The 15,131-nt window shown below is 63.2% G+C and carries 13 protein-coding genes; 6 read left to right on the top strand and 7 right to left on the bottom strand.

Going from position 1 to position 15,131, the window contains the following annotated elements; translation table 11 throughout:
- Positions 1-15: 15 nt before the first annotated feature.
- The 4 genes from HB777_33315 to HB777_33300 all read right to left on the bottom strand — a co-directional run bounded on the left by HB777_33315 (position 16) and on the right by HB777_33300 (position 6,252).
- The gene (locus HB777_33315; GenBank protein ID QND68360.1) at positions 16-762 is read right to left on the bottom strand and encodes a transporter substrate-binding domain-containing protein; all 747 of its coding nucleotides are present in this window, start codon (positions 760-762) and stop codon (positions 16-18) included.
- 22 nt (positions 763-784) lie between these two features.
- On the bottom strand, positions 785-1,855 hold the full coding sequence (locus tag HB777_33310) for a substrate-binding domain-containing protein (protein QND68359.1): 1,071 nt from the start codon (positions 1,853-1,855) through the stop codon (positions 785-787).
- A 215-nt stretch (positions 1,856-2,070) separates the two neighbouring features.
- The gene (locus tag HB777_33305; GenBank protein QND68358.1) at positions 2,071-3,078 is read right to left on the bottom strand and encodes an amino acid ABC transporter substrate-binding protein; all 1,008 of its coding nucleotides are present in this window, start codon (positions 3,076-3,078) and stop codon (positions 2,071-2,073) included.
- Positions 3,079-3,195: 117 nt separating this feature from the next.
- Complete coding sequence (locus HB777_33300) at positions 3,196-6,252, bottom strand: aminotransferase class III-fold pyridoxal phosphate-dependent enzyme (GenBank protein QND68357.1); 3,057 nt, start codon at positions 6,250-6,252, stop codon at positions 3,196-3,198.
- A 132-nt stretch (positions 6,253-6,384) separates the two neighbouring features.
- Between HB777_33300 and HB777_33295 the strand changes: the two genes are divergently transcribed.
- Positions 6,385-6,825: an Lrp/AsnC family transcriptional regulator gene (locus tag HB777_33295; GenBank protein ID QND68356.1), complete on the top strand. Its 441-nt coding sequence runs from the start codon at positions 6,385-6,387 to the stop codon at positions 6,823-6,825.
- Positions 6,826-6,844: 19 nt separating this feature from the next.
- Here the strand turns inward: HB777_33295 and HB777_33290 are convergent, their stop codons facing one another.
- Complete coding sequence (locus tag HB777_33290; protein QND68355.1) at positions 6,845-7,378, bottom strand: TetR/AcrR family transcriptional regulator; 534 nt, start codon at positions 7,376-7,378, stop codon at positions 6,845-6,847.
- A 145-nt stretch (positions 7,379-7,523) separates the two neighbouring features.
- Here HB777_33290 and HB777_33285 point away from each other — a divergent pair, with 145 nt between their 5' ends.
- On the top strand, positions 7,524-8,852 hold the full coding sequence (locus HB777_33285) for an efflux RND transporter periplasmic adaptor subunit (protein ID QND68354.1): 1,329 nt from the start codon (positions 7,524-7,526) through the stop codon (positions 8,850-8,852).
- Positions 8,849-11,932: a multidrug efflux protein gene (locus HB777_33280; protein ID QND68353.1), complete on the top strand. Its 3,084-nt coding sequence runs from the start codon at positions 8,849-8,851 to the stop codon at positions 11,930-11,932. Before HB777_33285 ends, HB777_33280 begins: the two co-directional genes overlap by 4 nt.
- Positions 11,933-12,140: 208 nt before the next feature.
- On the opposite strand, the gene HB777_33275 is transcribed toward HB777_33280, so the two are convergent.
- The gene (locus HB777_33275; protein QND68352.1) at positions 12,141-12,602 is read right to left on the bottom strand and encodes a L,D-transpeptidase; all 462 of its coding nucleotides are present in this window, start codon (positions 12,600-12,602) and stop codon (positions 12,141-12,143) included.
- Positions 12,603-12,956: 354 nt separating this feature from the next.
- On the opposite strand from HB777_33275, the gene HB777_33270 reads away from it, so the two are divergent.
- The gene (locus HB777_33270; GenBank protein QND68351.1) at positions 12,957-13,289 is read left to right on the top strand and encodes a hypothetical protein; all 333 of its coding nucleotides are present in this window, start codon (positions 12,957-12,959) and stop codon (positions 13,287-13,289) included.
- Positions 13,290-13,343: 54 nt separating this feature from the next.
- Positions 13,344-13,511: a hypothetical protein gene (locus HB777_33265; GenBank protein ID QND68350.1), complete on the top strand. Its 168-nt coding sequence runs from the start codon at positions 13,344-13,346 to the stop codon at positions 13,509-13,511.
- A gap of 72 nt (positions 13,512-13,583) precedes the next feature.
- Here HB777_33265 and HB777_33260 read toward each other — a convergent pair whose 3' ends face one another.
- On the bottom strand, positions 13,584-14,270 hold the full coding sequence (locus HB777_33260) for a response regulator transcription factor (GenBank protein ID QND68349.1): 687 nt from the start codon (positions 14,268-14,270) through the stop codon (positions 13,584-13,586).
- Between the two features lie 94 nt (positions 14,271-14,364).
- Between HB777_33260 and HB777_33255 the strand changes: the two genes are divergently transcribed.
- Positions 14,365-15,090, top strand: a complete 726-nt coding sequence (locus HB777_33255) for a response regulator transcription factor (protein QND68348.1) — start codon at positions 14,365-14,367, stop codon at positions 15,088-15,090.
- Positions 15,091-15,131 lie beyond the last annotated feature (41 nt).

Below are 15,131 nucleotides of genomic sequence, written 5' to 3'. Positions count from 1 at the left end.
GAGCCTTTCAAGCGGCTATTTTGCGCCCCAGTATTTGGCGATCAGCACGTCAAGGCTGCCGTCGGCTTTGATCGCCTTCAACCCTTCATTGAAGGCGGCGACATTCTCGTCGCCTTTGCGGAAGACCAACCCCAGCGGATCGGACTGGAGATCCCGGATCGGCACGACCAGTTCACCCGCGAATTCCTTTTCATAGGCGGCGGCATTGGCGCCGTTGATCACAACGCCGTCCACGTCCTTGTTCTTCAGCGCGATGACGGAGGCCGCGAAACTGTCATACGCGACCACATTGTCCTTGCCGACGATGCTTTCAGCGACCTGCGCGTCGGTGGTGTTGGCCTGCGCCGAGAGCCTCTTGCCTTTCGCCTTGAAGTCATCGAGAGACAGGCCCTCGTCTTCCACGCGCATGAGCACAGCCTGGCTGTTGACGATGTAGGGGTCCGAGAAATCCATCGCCTTCTTGCGTTCATCGGTGATGGACACGCCGGAGGCGACCAGGTCGAAACTGCCTTGGTCGAGAGCCGCGAAGATGCCGTCCCAGCCAGTGGTGACGAATTCAGCCTTGCAGTTGATCTTGCCGCAGACCGCCTTGATCACGTCGACGTCGAAGCCGACGATCTGGCCGGTCGCCGTGTCGACGCTTTCCATCGGCGGCGATGTGGTGTCGGAACCCACCTTCAGCACCTTGCCGCCAAGGTCGGCGGCGCCGGCAGCACCGGCCGTCAACAACGCAAGCGCAAGTCCAATCGCGATCTTCTTCATGCTCTTCCTCCCATTTTGATGATTAGCGGCGGCTTCGCCCGCCGAGATTGTCCGGCTGCCGGCCGATGAGCTCGGGCCTCGAGACCATGGCGAGCTTTGCCGGGTCCTCGCCCGCCATGCGCCGCAGCAGGAACTCGCCCAGCTTGCGGCCGAGAAGTTCGATCGGCTGGTAGAATGTCGTGATCGGCGGGGTGAAATAGGCGCTGACGTTGATGTCGTCATAGGCGATGACGTCGACATCCACCCCGACGCGCCGGTCAAGGCTGCCCAGCGCCGACAGGACGCCCAGGGTGGTGGATTCGTTGATGCACACCAGGGCCGTGGGCGGATTGGGCAAGCCAAGAAGCCTGAGAGCGGCATCGCGGCCGAAGCGGGTGGACAGATCGCCGCCAGCCACAAGGTCCGTCGATGCGGCTAGCCCTGCCTCGTCAAAGGCACGCGAAAATCCGTCGATCCTGTCGAGGGCGTAGGAAAGACGGCGATCGGCGTTGATCAGGGCGATACGCCTATGTCCGCCTGCGATCAGCCGCGCGGTGGCGGTGAACGCCGCCCACTCATTGTCGACATCGACATGGGCGTAGATGAGGGGCTTGCGACACCGGCCGAGCGACACGAATGGAAAATCGCTTTCGACCAGCATATCGATACGAGGATCGTCGGCCTGCACGCCGGAAAAGATCAGGCCGTCGGCCGCGCTCTGATCGACGATGCGGCGGGCTGTTTCGAAGGCATCGCCGAAATCCCGGAAGCCGTGCACGGACAGTTGATAGTCGCTGCCTTCCAGCGCCTGGCTTATGCCGCTCAGGATCTGCGTGTATTCGACGCCGTCCCATTCATAGCCGGCCGCGGACGTTATCGGCATCAGCACCGCCGCCCGATAGGTCCTGCCTGTCCTCAGCGCCATGCCTCGCGCATTCGCCTGATAGCCCAGTTCCCGCGCAGCAGTGACGATAGCGTCCCGTGTGGGCTGCGCGACGACCGGCGACCCCCGCAGGGCCTTGGAAATGGTGGCGATCGAATAACCGGTATGGGCCGCCAACGTCTTGATGGTCGGCGAAAGCTCTCGGCGTTCGGATTTTTCGATCTCTGCCATGGACGATTCCATCCTGATGTCAGGGTTCGTATCATCGCATAAAAACGTTTTCAACCAAAATAAAAACGTTTTTATTGCCTCTTCGAACACGACGAAGGTGGTGACGTGCGGGCCGCACATCACCACCTCTCTTTAACAGGCCAGACATCGCCGGGGGCGCGGGAGCCCGAGAGCACCACGCTTCGGCAACTCCGGTTAGTCGTTGCTTTCTGGTCTCAGCGTGCCGGTGGCGCGTACATCAGGCCGCCGGCGTTCCACAGCGCATTGATGCCGCGCGCTATTTTCAGCTGGCTGGACTGGCCGAGATTGCGCTCGAACATCTCGCCATAATTGCCGACCTTGGCGACGATGTTGTAGGCGAAGGCAGGCTCGAGCCCAAGCTGCTGGCCATTGTCACCGTCGACGCCGAGAAAGCGGCGGATCGTCGGATTCTGTGACTTCAGCGAGGCTTCCGCATTGGCCTGGGTGATGCCTTCCTCTTCCGCCTCGATCAGCGAGAACAGCGTCCAGCGCACGATGTCGAACCACTTGTCGTCGCCCTTGCGAACGGCAGGGCCGAGCGGTTCCTTCGAAATGATCTCGGGCAGCACGGTGAAGGCGGCGGGGTTGGTCAGCTTCAGGCGTTGCGCATAGAGCGCCGATGCGTCCGTGGTGTAGACGTCACAGCGGCCGCTATCGAACGCCTTGATGATGCTGTCGGCGGAATCGATGACGACCGCCTCGTACTTCATCTTGTTGGCGGTGAAATAGTCGGCAACGTTCTGCTCGGTGGTCGTGCCTTGCTCCGCGCAGACCGTGGCTCCCGACAGCTTGAGCGCGCTGTCGACTCCGAGGTCCTTGCGCACCATGAAGCCCTGGCCGTCATAATAGGCGGTGCCGGCGAAGTGGATGCCCATGCCGGTGTCGCGCGACAGCGTCCACGTCGACTGCCGCGACAGGATGTCGACGGTGCCGGCCTGCAGCGCGGTGAAGCGTTCCTTGGTCGACAGCGCCACATAGCTCACCTTGTCGGGGTCGCCGAAAACGGCGGCCGAGATAGCGCGGCAGAAATCGATGTCGAAGCCGCCCCATTTTCCCTGGTCGTCTGGTGACGAAAAACCGGCGACGCCCTGGCTGACGCCGCACAGGATCGAACCCCTCTGCTTGACGATGTCGAATGTGTCCGCTTTCACCGGCATCGTGGCCGATGCAAGCAAGAGCGCTGTGATCAATGCATGTCTCATGGTTTCCTCCCTTGATGAGGCAAAGCCTCTCCTCCCGCCGGCACGTAGAGCGCCGGAAGTTCGTGAAAATCGCTGTCGTGAATCCCTCCGCGCGCCGCCGGGCGTGCGGGATCTGCCCTACGTCCCTTCCCCCAGAACCGCCGCCAGCGTCTCGTCGAGAACGCCGACCAGATGATCGGCATTGGCCCGGCTGAAGATCATCGGCGGGCGCATCTTCAGCACATTGTCGTGCGGCCCTTCGGTGCCGATCAGCACGCCGCGTGCCCTGACCCCGTCATTGACGCGGCGGGCAAGGGCGGTCGCCGGCGCCTTGCTGTTGCGGTCCTCGACCAGTTCGATGCCGAGGAAGAGCCCTTGGCCGCGCACGTCGCCGATGATGTCGTAGCGGGCCTGCAAGGCCTTGAACCGCGCCATGAGGTAGTCGCCGATCTCCAACGCATTGCGCCTGAGGCCGTCACGCTCGATGACGTCGAGCACCGCGAGTCCGGCCGCGCAGGACACCGGATTGCCGCCGAAAGTGTTGAAATACTCCATGCCGTTGTTGAACGAAGCGGCGATCTCGGTGGTCGTCACCACGGCTGCCATCGGATGGCCGTTGCCGATCGGCTTGCCCATGGTGACGATGTCGGGCGTCACCCCTTGCGTCTCGAAAGCCCACCAGTGGCTGCCGACGCGGCCAAAGCCGACCTGCACCTCGTCGGCCGCACAGATGCCGCCGGCGGCGCGCACCATCGCGTAGACTTCCGCCAGATAGCCGTCCGGCAGGAACACTTGGCCGGCAACGCTGGGGATCGATTCCGCCAGGAACAGGCCTGGCATGCGGCCTTGCCTCGCCATATCAGCGATCTGCTCGGCGACGCTTTCGGCAAAGCGCCTTGCATGCTCCGCCAGCGGCCATTCGACCGGGGCACGGTAGCTGTCGGGAATGGTTGCCTCGAACACATGCGGCGGGCGCCCCTTGCCGCCCTTGCGCTTGTATTTGTAGGGGCTGAGGTCGATCAGCTCCTGCGTTGTGCCGTGATAGCCCCAGTCGAGCACAATCGCCTCGCTGCGGCCGGTATGGGTTCGCGCCATGCGCAGCATCAGGCTGTTGGCCTCGCTGCCCGAACAGGCGAAGGACGCCACCGACAGGCCGGCGGGCAAGGTCGCGGTCAACCGTTCCGCGTAGGTCACGATGGCGTCGTGCAGATAGCGCGTGTTGGTGTTGAGTTTCGCCGCCTGTCTGGCGATCGCCTCGACCACGTCGGGATGGGCATGGCCGAGGTGGCAGACATTGTTGAAGCAATCGAGATAGGCGCGGCCAGTATCGTCGATCAGCCAAGCGCCTTCGCCGCGCACGAACTTGATCGGCTCGGAATAGGAGATCGAGAGATTGGGCAGCAGCGACGCCTTGCGTGCGGCAACGATCTGCGGACGGGAACGACCACTTTTGTGGAAGGTTTCGGGCGGAATGCCGGCGAGGTCGGCGGCGTCCGGAAACAGCTCTTGCCAGACTGAGAGATAGCGCTCTTCACCGACGCCGAGGATGTCGCGTGCGGTGAGGCTTGTGTCCGTCGATATCTGGAAATGCAGATGCGGCGCCCAGCCGCCATTTTCTGCTGGTGATCCCATCTCGCCGACAAGCGCGCCGGCTTGCAGATGCTCGCCGACCTTCAGTCGCCGGCCTGCTTCATGCGCCATATGCCCCCACAGGGTGATGAAGGGCGGGCACCCCGGCGGGGCATGCTCCAGCGCCACCAGGCAGCCATAGCCGAGCGGATCCTCCTCGATCTCGACGCTTCTGACGGTGGCGGCCAGCGGCGTGTAGAGCTGCGTGCCCGCCGGCATGAACAGATCGAGGCCCAGATGATTGGCGCGGCGGGCACCTTCCACAAACCGAGAGCGGAAGATGTCGCTGGTGTAGACCGTGCGCGCCTCGCCCCACGGGCCGATGCCGAGCGCAATGCCATGCTCGGCGCAATAGGCATCCCACCATGCGGTCGCCTTGTCGGGCTGTTGCGCGGCCGATGTCACCGTCATGGGATTTTGTGGATCGCCATAAGGCACCAGCGCCTTGGCAAGCGTCGCCGGGTGGCGGTCGAGGATGGGCGCAAGCTGCGCGCGGTTCGCCGCGATCCAGCTCGTGACAGCGCGAGCTCCGGGCGCGGCCTCAAAGCCGCAGGCATGGCGCAGGATCGCCGTCGCGAAGCGCCGGTTCATCGCTCCCAGGCGTCGCAGCAGGCGCCAGGCCGGCGCTTCCGAGATGGACAGATAGGGATTGTCGGTGGTCCGCTCCTTGCGCGCCGCCGACAGCGTCACCGAAGTGACGAGACGCATAACAATGAGATCGAAGAGCAGATCGAGCTCCTCTTCGCGCAGCGGATATTCGGCATGGAACCCGGCGGCAAGACGGGCGGCGGCGGCGATCGGATCCTCGGCATCGAGGATGGCATAGGCACAGGCGACCGCAACCTCGGCGATCAGCACGCTGTGCAAGGCGTCCCCGAAATCGATCAGCCCGGCGACACGCTCGGGCCGCTCCGGATCGACCAGCACATTCCAGTCATTGGCATCGTTGTGGATCACCTGCGCCCGCAGCGCCGGCAGCCGGGGCGCCACCTCGGCATCGAAATGATCGAGAAGCCGCTCCAGCAAGGCGCGGTCCTGGTGATCATCGATATGGTGAAGGCGTTGCCGCGCGGCACCGGCCCGGCGAATGTCCCAGTCGAACGTGCGCAGCGCGCCGGGGTGGATGAAGCCTTGCAGGGCGCGGTCCAACCGGCCGAGCGCGCCGCCGAGGCTTTCAAGCAACTCCGGACTGGACGAGCTCTCGGCCAGCGGCCGGCCGGCAAGCCACGACACCAGCCGCACGGCATGATCTTCGCCGCCGGCGCCGGTGGCGTGAGCAAGCGATGTTCCCCCCGCTGTTGTCCTGAGACGCGGCACGGCGACATGAGGGCTGTTGCGCTCAAGGTGGTCGAACAGCGCCGTCTGGAATTCGCTCTCACCGAGCGGTTCGCTGGCATTGACGATCTTGAGGATCCACAGCGAATGGTCGGGGGCGGTCAGCTTGAAATTCTGGTCGCGCTCGCTGTCCAGCGGCGTGACGCTGCCGGCAATGCCGAAATGCCGCGCGGCGATATCGATGGCCTCGCTTTGCGAGAACTGAGGCGCTGGGTGGGAAACATTGGTCATCGGCAATCCGCATCTGCTTTCTCAAAGCTTGGCATGGGCTTAAAAATCGGGCATCCGGCAAAGCGTCGGTTACGCCGTCACAATGACTGCATTGGCCGGCACATTAACGGAAGCGGGTAGGAGCGCGATGTGATGAGGGAACTGGACGCCAAGGACAGGGACATTCTCGGCATCCTGTCGAAGGAGGCCCGCATCCCGCTGAAGACGCTTGCGGGGCGCATCGGCCTGTCGCGCAGCGCGACGAGCGAGCGGGTTGCCTCGCTGGAAAAAAGCGGCGTCATTCGTGGCTACCGCGCCGATATCGGTCAGATGGACAAGGGGCTGATCTGCGCCTTCCTGCTTGTCACGCTGATACGCACGCCATCGATCGGCATCCTCGACCAGCTGGCGCGCTATCCTGAAGTCCGGCGGGTGTCATCGGTCAGCGGCCAGCTCGATCTCATCGTCGAGGTCGAGGTGCCGTCCATCGACAGGCTGAACACGCTGCGCGATCTGATCGCCAGTCATGGCGGTGTCGAGGACCTGACAACCGCGATCGTGCTGCGCCGCGACATCGAGCGCGCCGTGGACTGAGCGCTTCGATCAGCCATGCCTATCTGGCAATCTCGAGCAGGGACGACACCAGCAGCTCTCGCTCGTCTTTCGACAGCACATCCGCATCGAACAGGTTCATGCTGCGCAATCCCTCGATGGCGAGGTAGCAGACCAGCAGCGATTTGAGGTCCGGCGTCTCGCCCTTCAGTCGCTCGAAAAGGTGCCGTTTGAATGTCTTTATCGGCGTCATGAAATCGGGATCCTCGGCGATCGCGGAGAATATCCAGGACGCGGACGGCTGCTTTTCCTCGCAATCATTGGCCGACAGCCTGATGTAGACGGCCAGCGGATTTTCGTCCTTGTCATTCGTGCGGGCGGATTCCAGCGCGTTCTCGAACTCGCGCAAATAGCCTTCGACCAGACCTTGCATCAATTTGGCCTTGGTCGGGAAATTGTAGAGCAGCCCGCCCTTCGAAACGCCGGCGCGGCTGGCGACCGCTTCCAGCGACAGGCTGCCGGGTCCGGATTCCCGTGCGACATCGGCCGCCGCGGCGAGAATTTTCTCGCGCGAGTTCGTTCGTTGGGCTCTCATGGCGCCTCCCTTCGCAAGCTTAGGCCCAATTGACAAGACCGTCCAGACGGTACAGTAAGACCGCCACTATTTGAAATCGGGACCCGCAGTCGATATGTGTCCCGATGTCCGCGCTTCGCGCCGGATTTCGACTGAGGGGACTTCCTTGTTCAAGCGCATACTCCGTATCTTTATCATCGTTCTGGTTCTGGCTGTGCTCGTCGTCGTGGTCGGCGGCATCGTCGGCTTCAACTTCCTGCGCGACAACGGCATCAAGCAGTATTTCGCATCGATGAAGCCGCCTGCGGCAACCGTGTCGACGACCATCGCCAAGCCTTCGACCTGGACGCCGGGCGTCGAGGCGATCGGTACGGTCAAGGCCGTGCGCGGTGTTGACCTGACGGTTGAGACCACCGGCATCGTCAAGGACATCCTTTTCCATGCCAACCAGAAAGTGGCCGACAATGCGGTTCTGCTGCAGCTCGACGACGCCGTCGAGCGCGCCGATCTCGACGCGCAGAAAGCGCAAGCCGCGCTCGACCAGGCATCGCTGGCCCGCGCCATCGAACTGACGAGGCGTGGCGTCGGCTCCGACTCGACGCTGGACACGGCGCGTGCGGCGGCCTCGGCCTCGGCCTCGCAGGTCACCAAGCTGCAGGCCGTGCTCGAACAGAAGCAGCTGACGGCGCCTTTCGGCGGCACGGTGGGCATTCCGAAGATCGATATCGGCCAGTATCTGGCGCCCGGCACCGCCGTGGTGACGCTGCAGGATCTCGACACGATGCGGGTCGATTTCTCGATTCCCGAACAGCAACTCGCGCTGCTCAAGATCGGCCAGACGGTTCGGTTGGGCTTCGGCGGTGAGGACAGGCCGTTTGCCGGCGCCATTCGCGGCATCGACCCGAAGATCGACTCGTCCAGCCGGCTGGTGAACATCAGGGCGGAAGTCGCCAATCCCGACGGCAAGCTGACCCCTGGCCAGTTCGTGCAGGTGCGTGTCGAACTGCCCGAAGAGCAGAACGTGCTGACGCTGCCGCAGACGGCACTGACGACCAGCCTCTATGGCGACTACATCTTCGTGGTGCAGCCGGCAAAGCCCGCCGAGGCGGCCCCGGCCAAGCCGGAAGAAAAACCCGCCGTGGCGGCCACCGACAAACCGGCTGACGCCAAGCCGGCGGACACCAAGCCGGCCGATGCCATGAAGCCGGCGGCTGACGCAGCCAAGCCTGCCGCCGATGCGGCAAAGCCGGCCGACAAGGCTGCCGATCCGGCCAAGCCGGCGGCGGAAGGTGACAAGCCCGCGCTGGTGCTGTCGCAGGTGTTCGTCAAGCCGGGCCGCCGCAATCAAGGCATGGTCGAGATCGTCGAGGGGCTGAAGGCCGGCGACGAGGTCGTCACCGCCGGTCAGAACCGCCTCTTCAACGGCATGTCCGTCGCTATAGACAACACCATCGATCCGACCAAATCGGCGAACAAGCAGGCCGACCAGCAATGAGCTTTTCCGATCTCTTCATTCGCCGGCCTGTCCTTTCGACGGTCCTTGCCTGCATGATCCTGCTCCTGGGTTTCCAGGGCATCTTCAACCTGTCGATCCGACAGTATCCGAAGGTCGACGAAACGGCGATCACCATCACGACGGCCTATCCAGGCGCCAGCGCCGATCTGATCCAGGGCTTCATTTCCGCTCCGATCGCCCGCGCCGTCGCCTCGACCGAGAACATCGACTACGTCACCTCGTCCAGCCGTCCGTCGTCCAGCACCGTGACGGTGCAGATGAAGCTCGGTTCCAACCCCGACGTCGCGCTGACCGAAGTGCTGTCCAAGGTCCAGGGCGTGCGCGGCACCTTGCCCGACGCCTCGAAGGATCCCGTCATCGTCAAGGGCACCGGTCAGCAGTTCGCGATGATGTACATCTCGATGCAGAATCCGAACATGACGAAGGAGCAGCTGACGGAGTATATCGAGCGCGTCATCAGGCCGCGCATGTCGACGGTCGAAGGCGTCGCCGATGTGCAGATCTTCGGCGCCCAGGAATACTCGATGCGCGTCTGGATCGATCCGATCAAGCTTGCCGCGCGCGGCGTGACGGCCTCCGAAGTGCTGACGGCGATCAACAATTCCAACTTCCTGTCGGCGCCCGGCAACACCCAGAACGAGTATGTCGTCTCGTCGATCACCGTGCGCTCGACATTGCAGACGCCGGAGGCGTTCGCCGAACTGCCGCTGCGCTCGACCGATGGCAATGTGGTGCGGTTGCGCGACGTGGCTCGCGTCGAACTCGCTGCCGAAAACACCGACACCAGGGTCTCCTTCAACGGCAAGCCCGGCACCTTCCTCGCCATCTTCCCGACGCCGGCAGCCAATCCGCTGACCACGGCGGCGGCGCTCACCAAGCTGGTGCCGCAGATACAGGAGACGCTGCCGAAAGGTATGACGATCGAGGTCGTCTACGACGCGACCGGGCAGATCAGCGCGTCCATCGAAGAGGTGTTCAAGACCATCGCCGAGGCGGTTGCCATCGTCATCGTCGTCATCCTTTTGTTCCTTGGCTCCTTCCGTTCCGTGATGATGCCGATCGTCACCATCCCGCTATCGCTGATCGGCGTCTGTTTCCTTTTGTTTGCGGTCGGCTATTCGATCAACCTCCTGTCGCTGCTGGCCATGGTGCTGGCGATCGGCCTGGTCGTCGACGACGCCATCGTGGTGGTGGAGAACATCCATCGCCATATGGAAGAAGACCACATGTCGCCGATGCAGGCCGCGTTCAGCGGTATGCGCGAAATATCGTCGGCCATCGTTGCCATGACCATGACGCTGGCCGCCGTGTTCGCGCCGCTGGCCTTCACCGGCGGCCTGACCGGCGCGCTGTTTCGTGAATTCGCGGTCACGCTTGCCGGCTCGGTGGTGCTGTCGGGCGTCATCGCCATCACCATCACCCCGATGATGTCGGCACGCCTCCTGAAGTCCGGCACGCCGGGCCGTTTCCAGCGCATTGTCGACGGCGCCTTCGCGCGCGTCGAGCATGTCTATGAACGGGCCGTCACCGGGTCGCTGAACTATCGTCCATTGACGCTGATCATCGTGCTTGCGCTTGTCGGTGTCACCGGCTTCATGTTCACCAAGACCTCGAGCGAACTTGCGCCGGAAGAGGACCAGGGCTTCCTGCTCTCGATTGTGACGGCGCCGCGTTATGCGACCTCCGATTACACCGAGACATACGTCAACCAGATTCTCGGCCTGGTGAAGGATATTCCCGAAACACGGGCGCAGTTCTCGGCCGTCGCCTTCGGCGGCACGACAAACAGCGCCTTCGTCGGCTATGCCTTCAAGGATTGGGCGGAGCGCAAGCGCAATTCGAAGGAACTGCAGGCCGACATTACGGCCCGTATCGCCAAAGTGGCCGGTGTCGAGGCCTTCGTCTTCGCACCGCCGACGCTGCCGGGCTCCGGCGGCGGCCTGCCCATTTCCATGGTGGTGCGATCGACCGGCGCTTCCTCGGAAGTGTACGAGGTGGCCGAGCAGATCAAGAACAAGGCGCAAGCCTCCGGCCGCTTCATAGTCGTGCAGAATTCGATGGCCTATGACGCACCGGAGGTGACGGTGACCATCGACCGTGACCGCGCCGCGGCGCTGAACCTGCCGATCGCCGACATCGGCCGCACGCTGACATTGCTGGTCGGCGGCGCCGAAGTGGCGCAGTTCGACCGCGACTCCAACAGCTACGACATCATCCCGCAGGTGCCGCAGGAGTTCCGCGACAACCCCGACAAGCTCGGCGAATACTTCGTGCGCAGCGTGACGGGCGAGATGGTGCCGCTTTCGGCGGTGGTCAAGATTTCGACCAATGCCGCGCCGGCGGCAATCGAGCAGTTCAACCAGCTGAATTCGTCGACGATTTCAGCGCTTCCACTGCCCGGCGTCACCACCGGCGACGGGCTGAAGGCGCTGGAGGACATCGCCAAGGAGAGCCTGCCCGACACCTTCTTCCTCGACTATTCCGGTCAATCGCGACAGGAAAAGGAACAGGGCAACACCATCCTGATCGCTTTCGCGGCGGCCGTCGTCGTCATCTATCTGGTGCTGGCGGCGCAGTTTGAAAGCTTCCGCGACCCGCTGATCATCATGATGGCGGTGCCGCTGTCGATCTTCGGCGCGATCGTGCCGCTCAATCTGGGCCTCGGCACGCTCAACATCTACACGCAGGTCGGCCTGATCACGCTGATCGGTCTGATCACCAAGCACGGCATCCTGCTGGTCGAGTTCGCCAACCAGCAGCGCGAAATCCATGGCATGCGGCGGCGTGACGCCATCATCGCCTCGGCCAAGGTGCGCCTGCGGCCGATCCTGATGACGACGGCGGCGATGGCGCTTGGCGTGGTGCCGCTGATCACCTCCAGCGGCGCTGGTACGGCGGCCCGCTATTCGATGGGCCTGGTCATCTTCACCGGCATCCTGGTCGGAACCATGTTCACGCTCTTCGTCGTGCCCATGTTCTACACCTTCATTGCCAGCAAGGATCTGCCTCATCTGGCCGAGAAACCGGATCCCAAGCTGATGCCGGCACTGCCGAGCTAGGGCAATTCGAGGAAAGCGCGTAACGGTTTTCCGTCCGGTATTGCGCAAGACAAGTTGGAAACAAAGAAAAGAGGCCGGAAATTTCCGGCCTCTTTTCTTTTTGGCTGGGCTCGATACCGCCGGTTTGAGCTGTACTCAATACCGCAGCGTTTTCCGGTGGGAGCTTTGAGGCGTGGCAGCATGCTGCCACGCCATCGTTTCCAGCCTGCTACTTGACGATGACGATGCTGGTGTTGGTCGCCCCGAAGGTTTCGACGAGCTGGTAGAAATCGGCGGCATTGTCGGGGTGCAGCCGCACGCAGCCATGCGAAGCCGGCTGGCCGAGACGCTTGATCGCGTAGGTCGCATGCACCGCATAGCCGCCGCTGAAGAAGACCGAGTGCGGCATCGGGGCGTTGTCGTATTTCTTCGAATACCACATCTCATGCATGCGGGTCGGCTTGAACGAGCCGGTCGGCGTCACATGAGCCCGGTCGCCGGTGGAAACCTTCCAGGCGAAGGTCGGCCGGCCATCGACCGAGACTTCCATGACCTGCTGTGAAAGCGAAACGCGCGCCACGATCTTGTTGGCGGCGTGCGCTGCGCCCGAGCCGGCGCCGAACAGCAGTGCGGCGCCCGTCAGCGCGGCGGCGGTGATGTTGATGAGCTTGGCGGAAATGGCGGTATGCATGATGAAATCCCCTCTCTCTGCCGGTTCGGCCGGCTCCAATTCGATGGCTGCTTATCCCAACGTCATGTTTCGGGGAGATTTCGCAAAACGCTCATTTGTGTTTCGAATCTGTTTCCTCGGGTTAACAAACGCAGCCCTTTATAGACCGAATGGGAGTCGGCACCACGGCCTACCGGCGAGAGGTCAAAGTCAGAACATGAGTATCTGCCTCTAAACGAAAGTGCGGATTGGCATCATACGAAAGAAATGCCGGCAATCTCGAAACCAACCTGCAACAAAGCGAGGCTTCAAGCGGCATGATCCGGATACGGGCCGCAAGCAAAGTTGACGCAACGAAAACAGCCGGTAACGAACATGGGAACGAAATCGAACGCGCTGTCCTGGCTTCTTAGGATCAGCATCGCGGCAGCGGTCATTGGCGGCGTCGGCACGGTTGCCGGCACTCCACTGACAAGCCTCGGCGCGATGACGTCAGGCGAGATTTCGACGCTGCATGCCGCACTGTTTTTCGCCACGGTCTGGATTGTTTCCAGCCTGCGCATCGCCCGGCTAAAGGCCCTCTGGCGGGTCGGCCTTAGGCTGACGGGTTTGCGCGGCGCCTCCGGCAACTTGCTGCCGAGAGGACCGAAGGCCCGCGCCGCGACGGGGGGCTCCGTGGGCGGCGCGGGCACTTCGGGGGTGTCCTGAAGCGATCCGCAACACATTCACTTTGAAGAATTGGCTTTTTGGGGAACTGCTACGATGAAAACGAAATTTGCCGCTTCGGTGCTTTCCGCACTGCTCTACGCACAGGGCCTGCTCGGTTTTGCCGGCCTTGCCACAGTGCTGCTCAGGGACCGCGCCCATGCAAGCGAGATCGCCGTGGGCGGCGACATGCCGGTAGGCCCATCACTTCTGCTGGTACGCTGAGCCTCAAGAGCATCGGGCCCAGAGATGGAAACTCCGATGCTCAGCCGAACAAATTGCCTGGGCGCTCGGCAATCAGCCGGCGAATTGCTGCGGCGGATCGAACCTGTAGCCGGCGCCGCGTATGGTGGTGATGGTTTCGGTGTCGAGCTTGCGGCGCAGCCGCACGATGCGCGAATCGATCGAGCGATCGAAGGCGTCGGCGTTTTCCGCCGGTGCCGCGGCAATGATGTCGTCACGCGTCAGCACCTTGCGCGGACTGGCCAGGAACAGCCTGAGCAGCGCCACCTGACCGGGCGAAAGCTGCTCCTCCGTGCCGGAGCGATGCATGACCATGGCCGACCTCAGATCGACGGTCGCGTTCTCCAGCACGATCAGTTCCTGAGTGCCCCTGCCGCGTCGCGAAAGCAGGCCGCCAACACGGGCAGCCAATTCCCTGACATTGAGCGGGCTCTCGACGACGTCGGCCGCACCAAGCTCGAGCGCCAGCACCTTGTCGACGAGATCGGCCGGCCGGCAGATCAGGATGAAATCCGGTCCGCCCTCGCCGCCATGGCGCCGCAGCAGGTCGCGCCCCTCCGCCTGGCTGAGGCTGTCGCCGACGACGACGACGTCGATGCCCTTCCCCGACAGCAGCGATTCGGCCTCCCAGGGCTGGCGCGCCTGACGCACATCGTGACCGCGCCGCTCGAGATGGTCGGCGAGCTCGGTCGCGACCACTTCGGCAACGGAAACAAGCGCGATGATCGATCGTGCGGCCATGTTTTCCCACCCTGCAACAGACATCCCGAGATGAGTGCTGGACATCATGTTTATACCCAATCTACTTTCCGCTGATAGCGGGGGCGAGAGCATAGTGCGGGCAAGAATTGTCATCGTCGAGGATGAGCCCGATCTGAGGGACGCGGTCGCCGAGTATCTCGAGGCCGCCGGCTATGAAGTGGTCACCGCTGAAAGTGCTGCCGCCGCGCGCAGCCTCGTTGAAACGCAGTCGTTCCATCTCGCCATTCTCGACATCGCGATGCCGGGCGAGGATGGCCTGTCGCTCGGCCGCTGGCTGCGCTCGAAGCTGCCGATCGGCATCATCTACGCCACCGCGGCCGGCACCGCGCTCGACCGCATCGTCGGGCTGGAGCTCGGTGCCGACGACTACATCGTCAAGCCTTACGAATTGCGCGAAGTGCTGGCGAGGGTCCGCAGCGTGTTGCGCCGCGTTCCCCAGCCACAGGAGCTTCAGGACAAGAAGGCCAGGACAGATCGCCGTTCCGTTGCCTTCGGCCCTTTCCAGGCCGATCTCGACGGCAGGCTGGTCACCGGCGCCAATGGCGCGGTGATCGAGATGGCCAAGAGCGAATTCGACGTGCTGGAGGTTTTCCTGACCCGCGCCAACCGGCTTTTGACCCGCGCCGCGATCTCCGAGGCGATCGGCTTCACCGAAGACCCGGACTCGTCGCGCGCGGTCGATATTCGCATCATGCGGCTGAGGAAGAAGATCGAGACCGATCCGGCCAATCCGAAATTCCTGCGCACGGTGCGCGGCGAAGGCTATATCTTTTCGCTGCCGACCGGCGACGGCAACTGAGCGGCGAGGCCGGAGGGTTTCAGGTTCGGGCCGTTGCTCGT

The sequence above is a fragment of the Mesorhizobium loti genome (assembly GCA_014189435.1).
Classification (GTDB): Bacteria; Pseudomonadota; Alphaproteobacteria; order Rhizobiales; family Rhizobiaceae; genus Mesorhizobium; species Mesorhizobium loti_G.
The sequence above is the reverse complement of the archived record's forward strand: the minus strand, read 5'-3'. Positions and strand labels throughout refer to the sequence as shown.

Coding starts and splice junctions, on each gene's coding strand:
- HB777_33305 (QND68358.1), bottom strand. CDS start 3,078: ATGAGACATGCATTGATCACAGCGCTCTTGCTTGCATCGGCCACGATG.
- HB777_33295 (QND68356.1), top strand. CDS start 6,385: ATGAGGGAACTGGACGCCAAGGACAGGGACATTCTCGGCATCCTGTCG.
- HB777_33265 (QND68350.1), top strand. CDS start 13,344: ATGAAAACGAAATTTGCCGCTTCGGTGCTTTCCGCACTGCTCTACGCA.
- HB777_33315 (QND68360.1), bottom strand. CDS start 762: ATGAAGAAGATCGCGATTGGACTTGCGCTTGCGTTGTTGACGGCCGGT.
- HB777_33275 (QND68352.1), bottom strand. CDS start 12,602: ATGCATACCGCCATTTCCGCCAAGCTCATCAACATCACCGCCGCCGCG.
- HB777_33300 (QND68357.1), bottom strand. CDS start 6,252: ATGACCAATGTTTCCCACCCAGCGCCTCAGTTCTCGCAAAGCGAGGCC.
- HB777_33280 (QND68353.1), top strand. CDS start 8,849: ATGAGCTTTTCCGATCTCTTCATTCGCCGGCCTGTCCTTTCGACGGTC.
- HB777_33260 (QND68349.1), bottom strand. CDS start 14,270: ATGGCCGCACGATCGATCATCGCGCTTGTTTCCGTTGCCGAAGTGGTC.
- HB777_33270 (QND68351.1), top strand. CDS start 12,957: ATGGGAACGAAATCGAACGCGCTGTCCTGGCTTCTTAGGATCAGCATC.
- HB777_33310 (QND68359.1), bottom strand. CDS start 1,855: ATGGCAGAGATCGAAAAATCCGAACGCCGAGAGCTTTCGCCGACCATC.
- HB777_33290 (QND68355.1), bottom strand. CDS start 7,378: ATGAGAGCCCAACGAACGAACTCGCGCGAGAAAATTCTCGCCGCGGCG.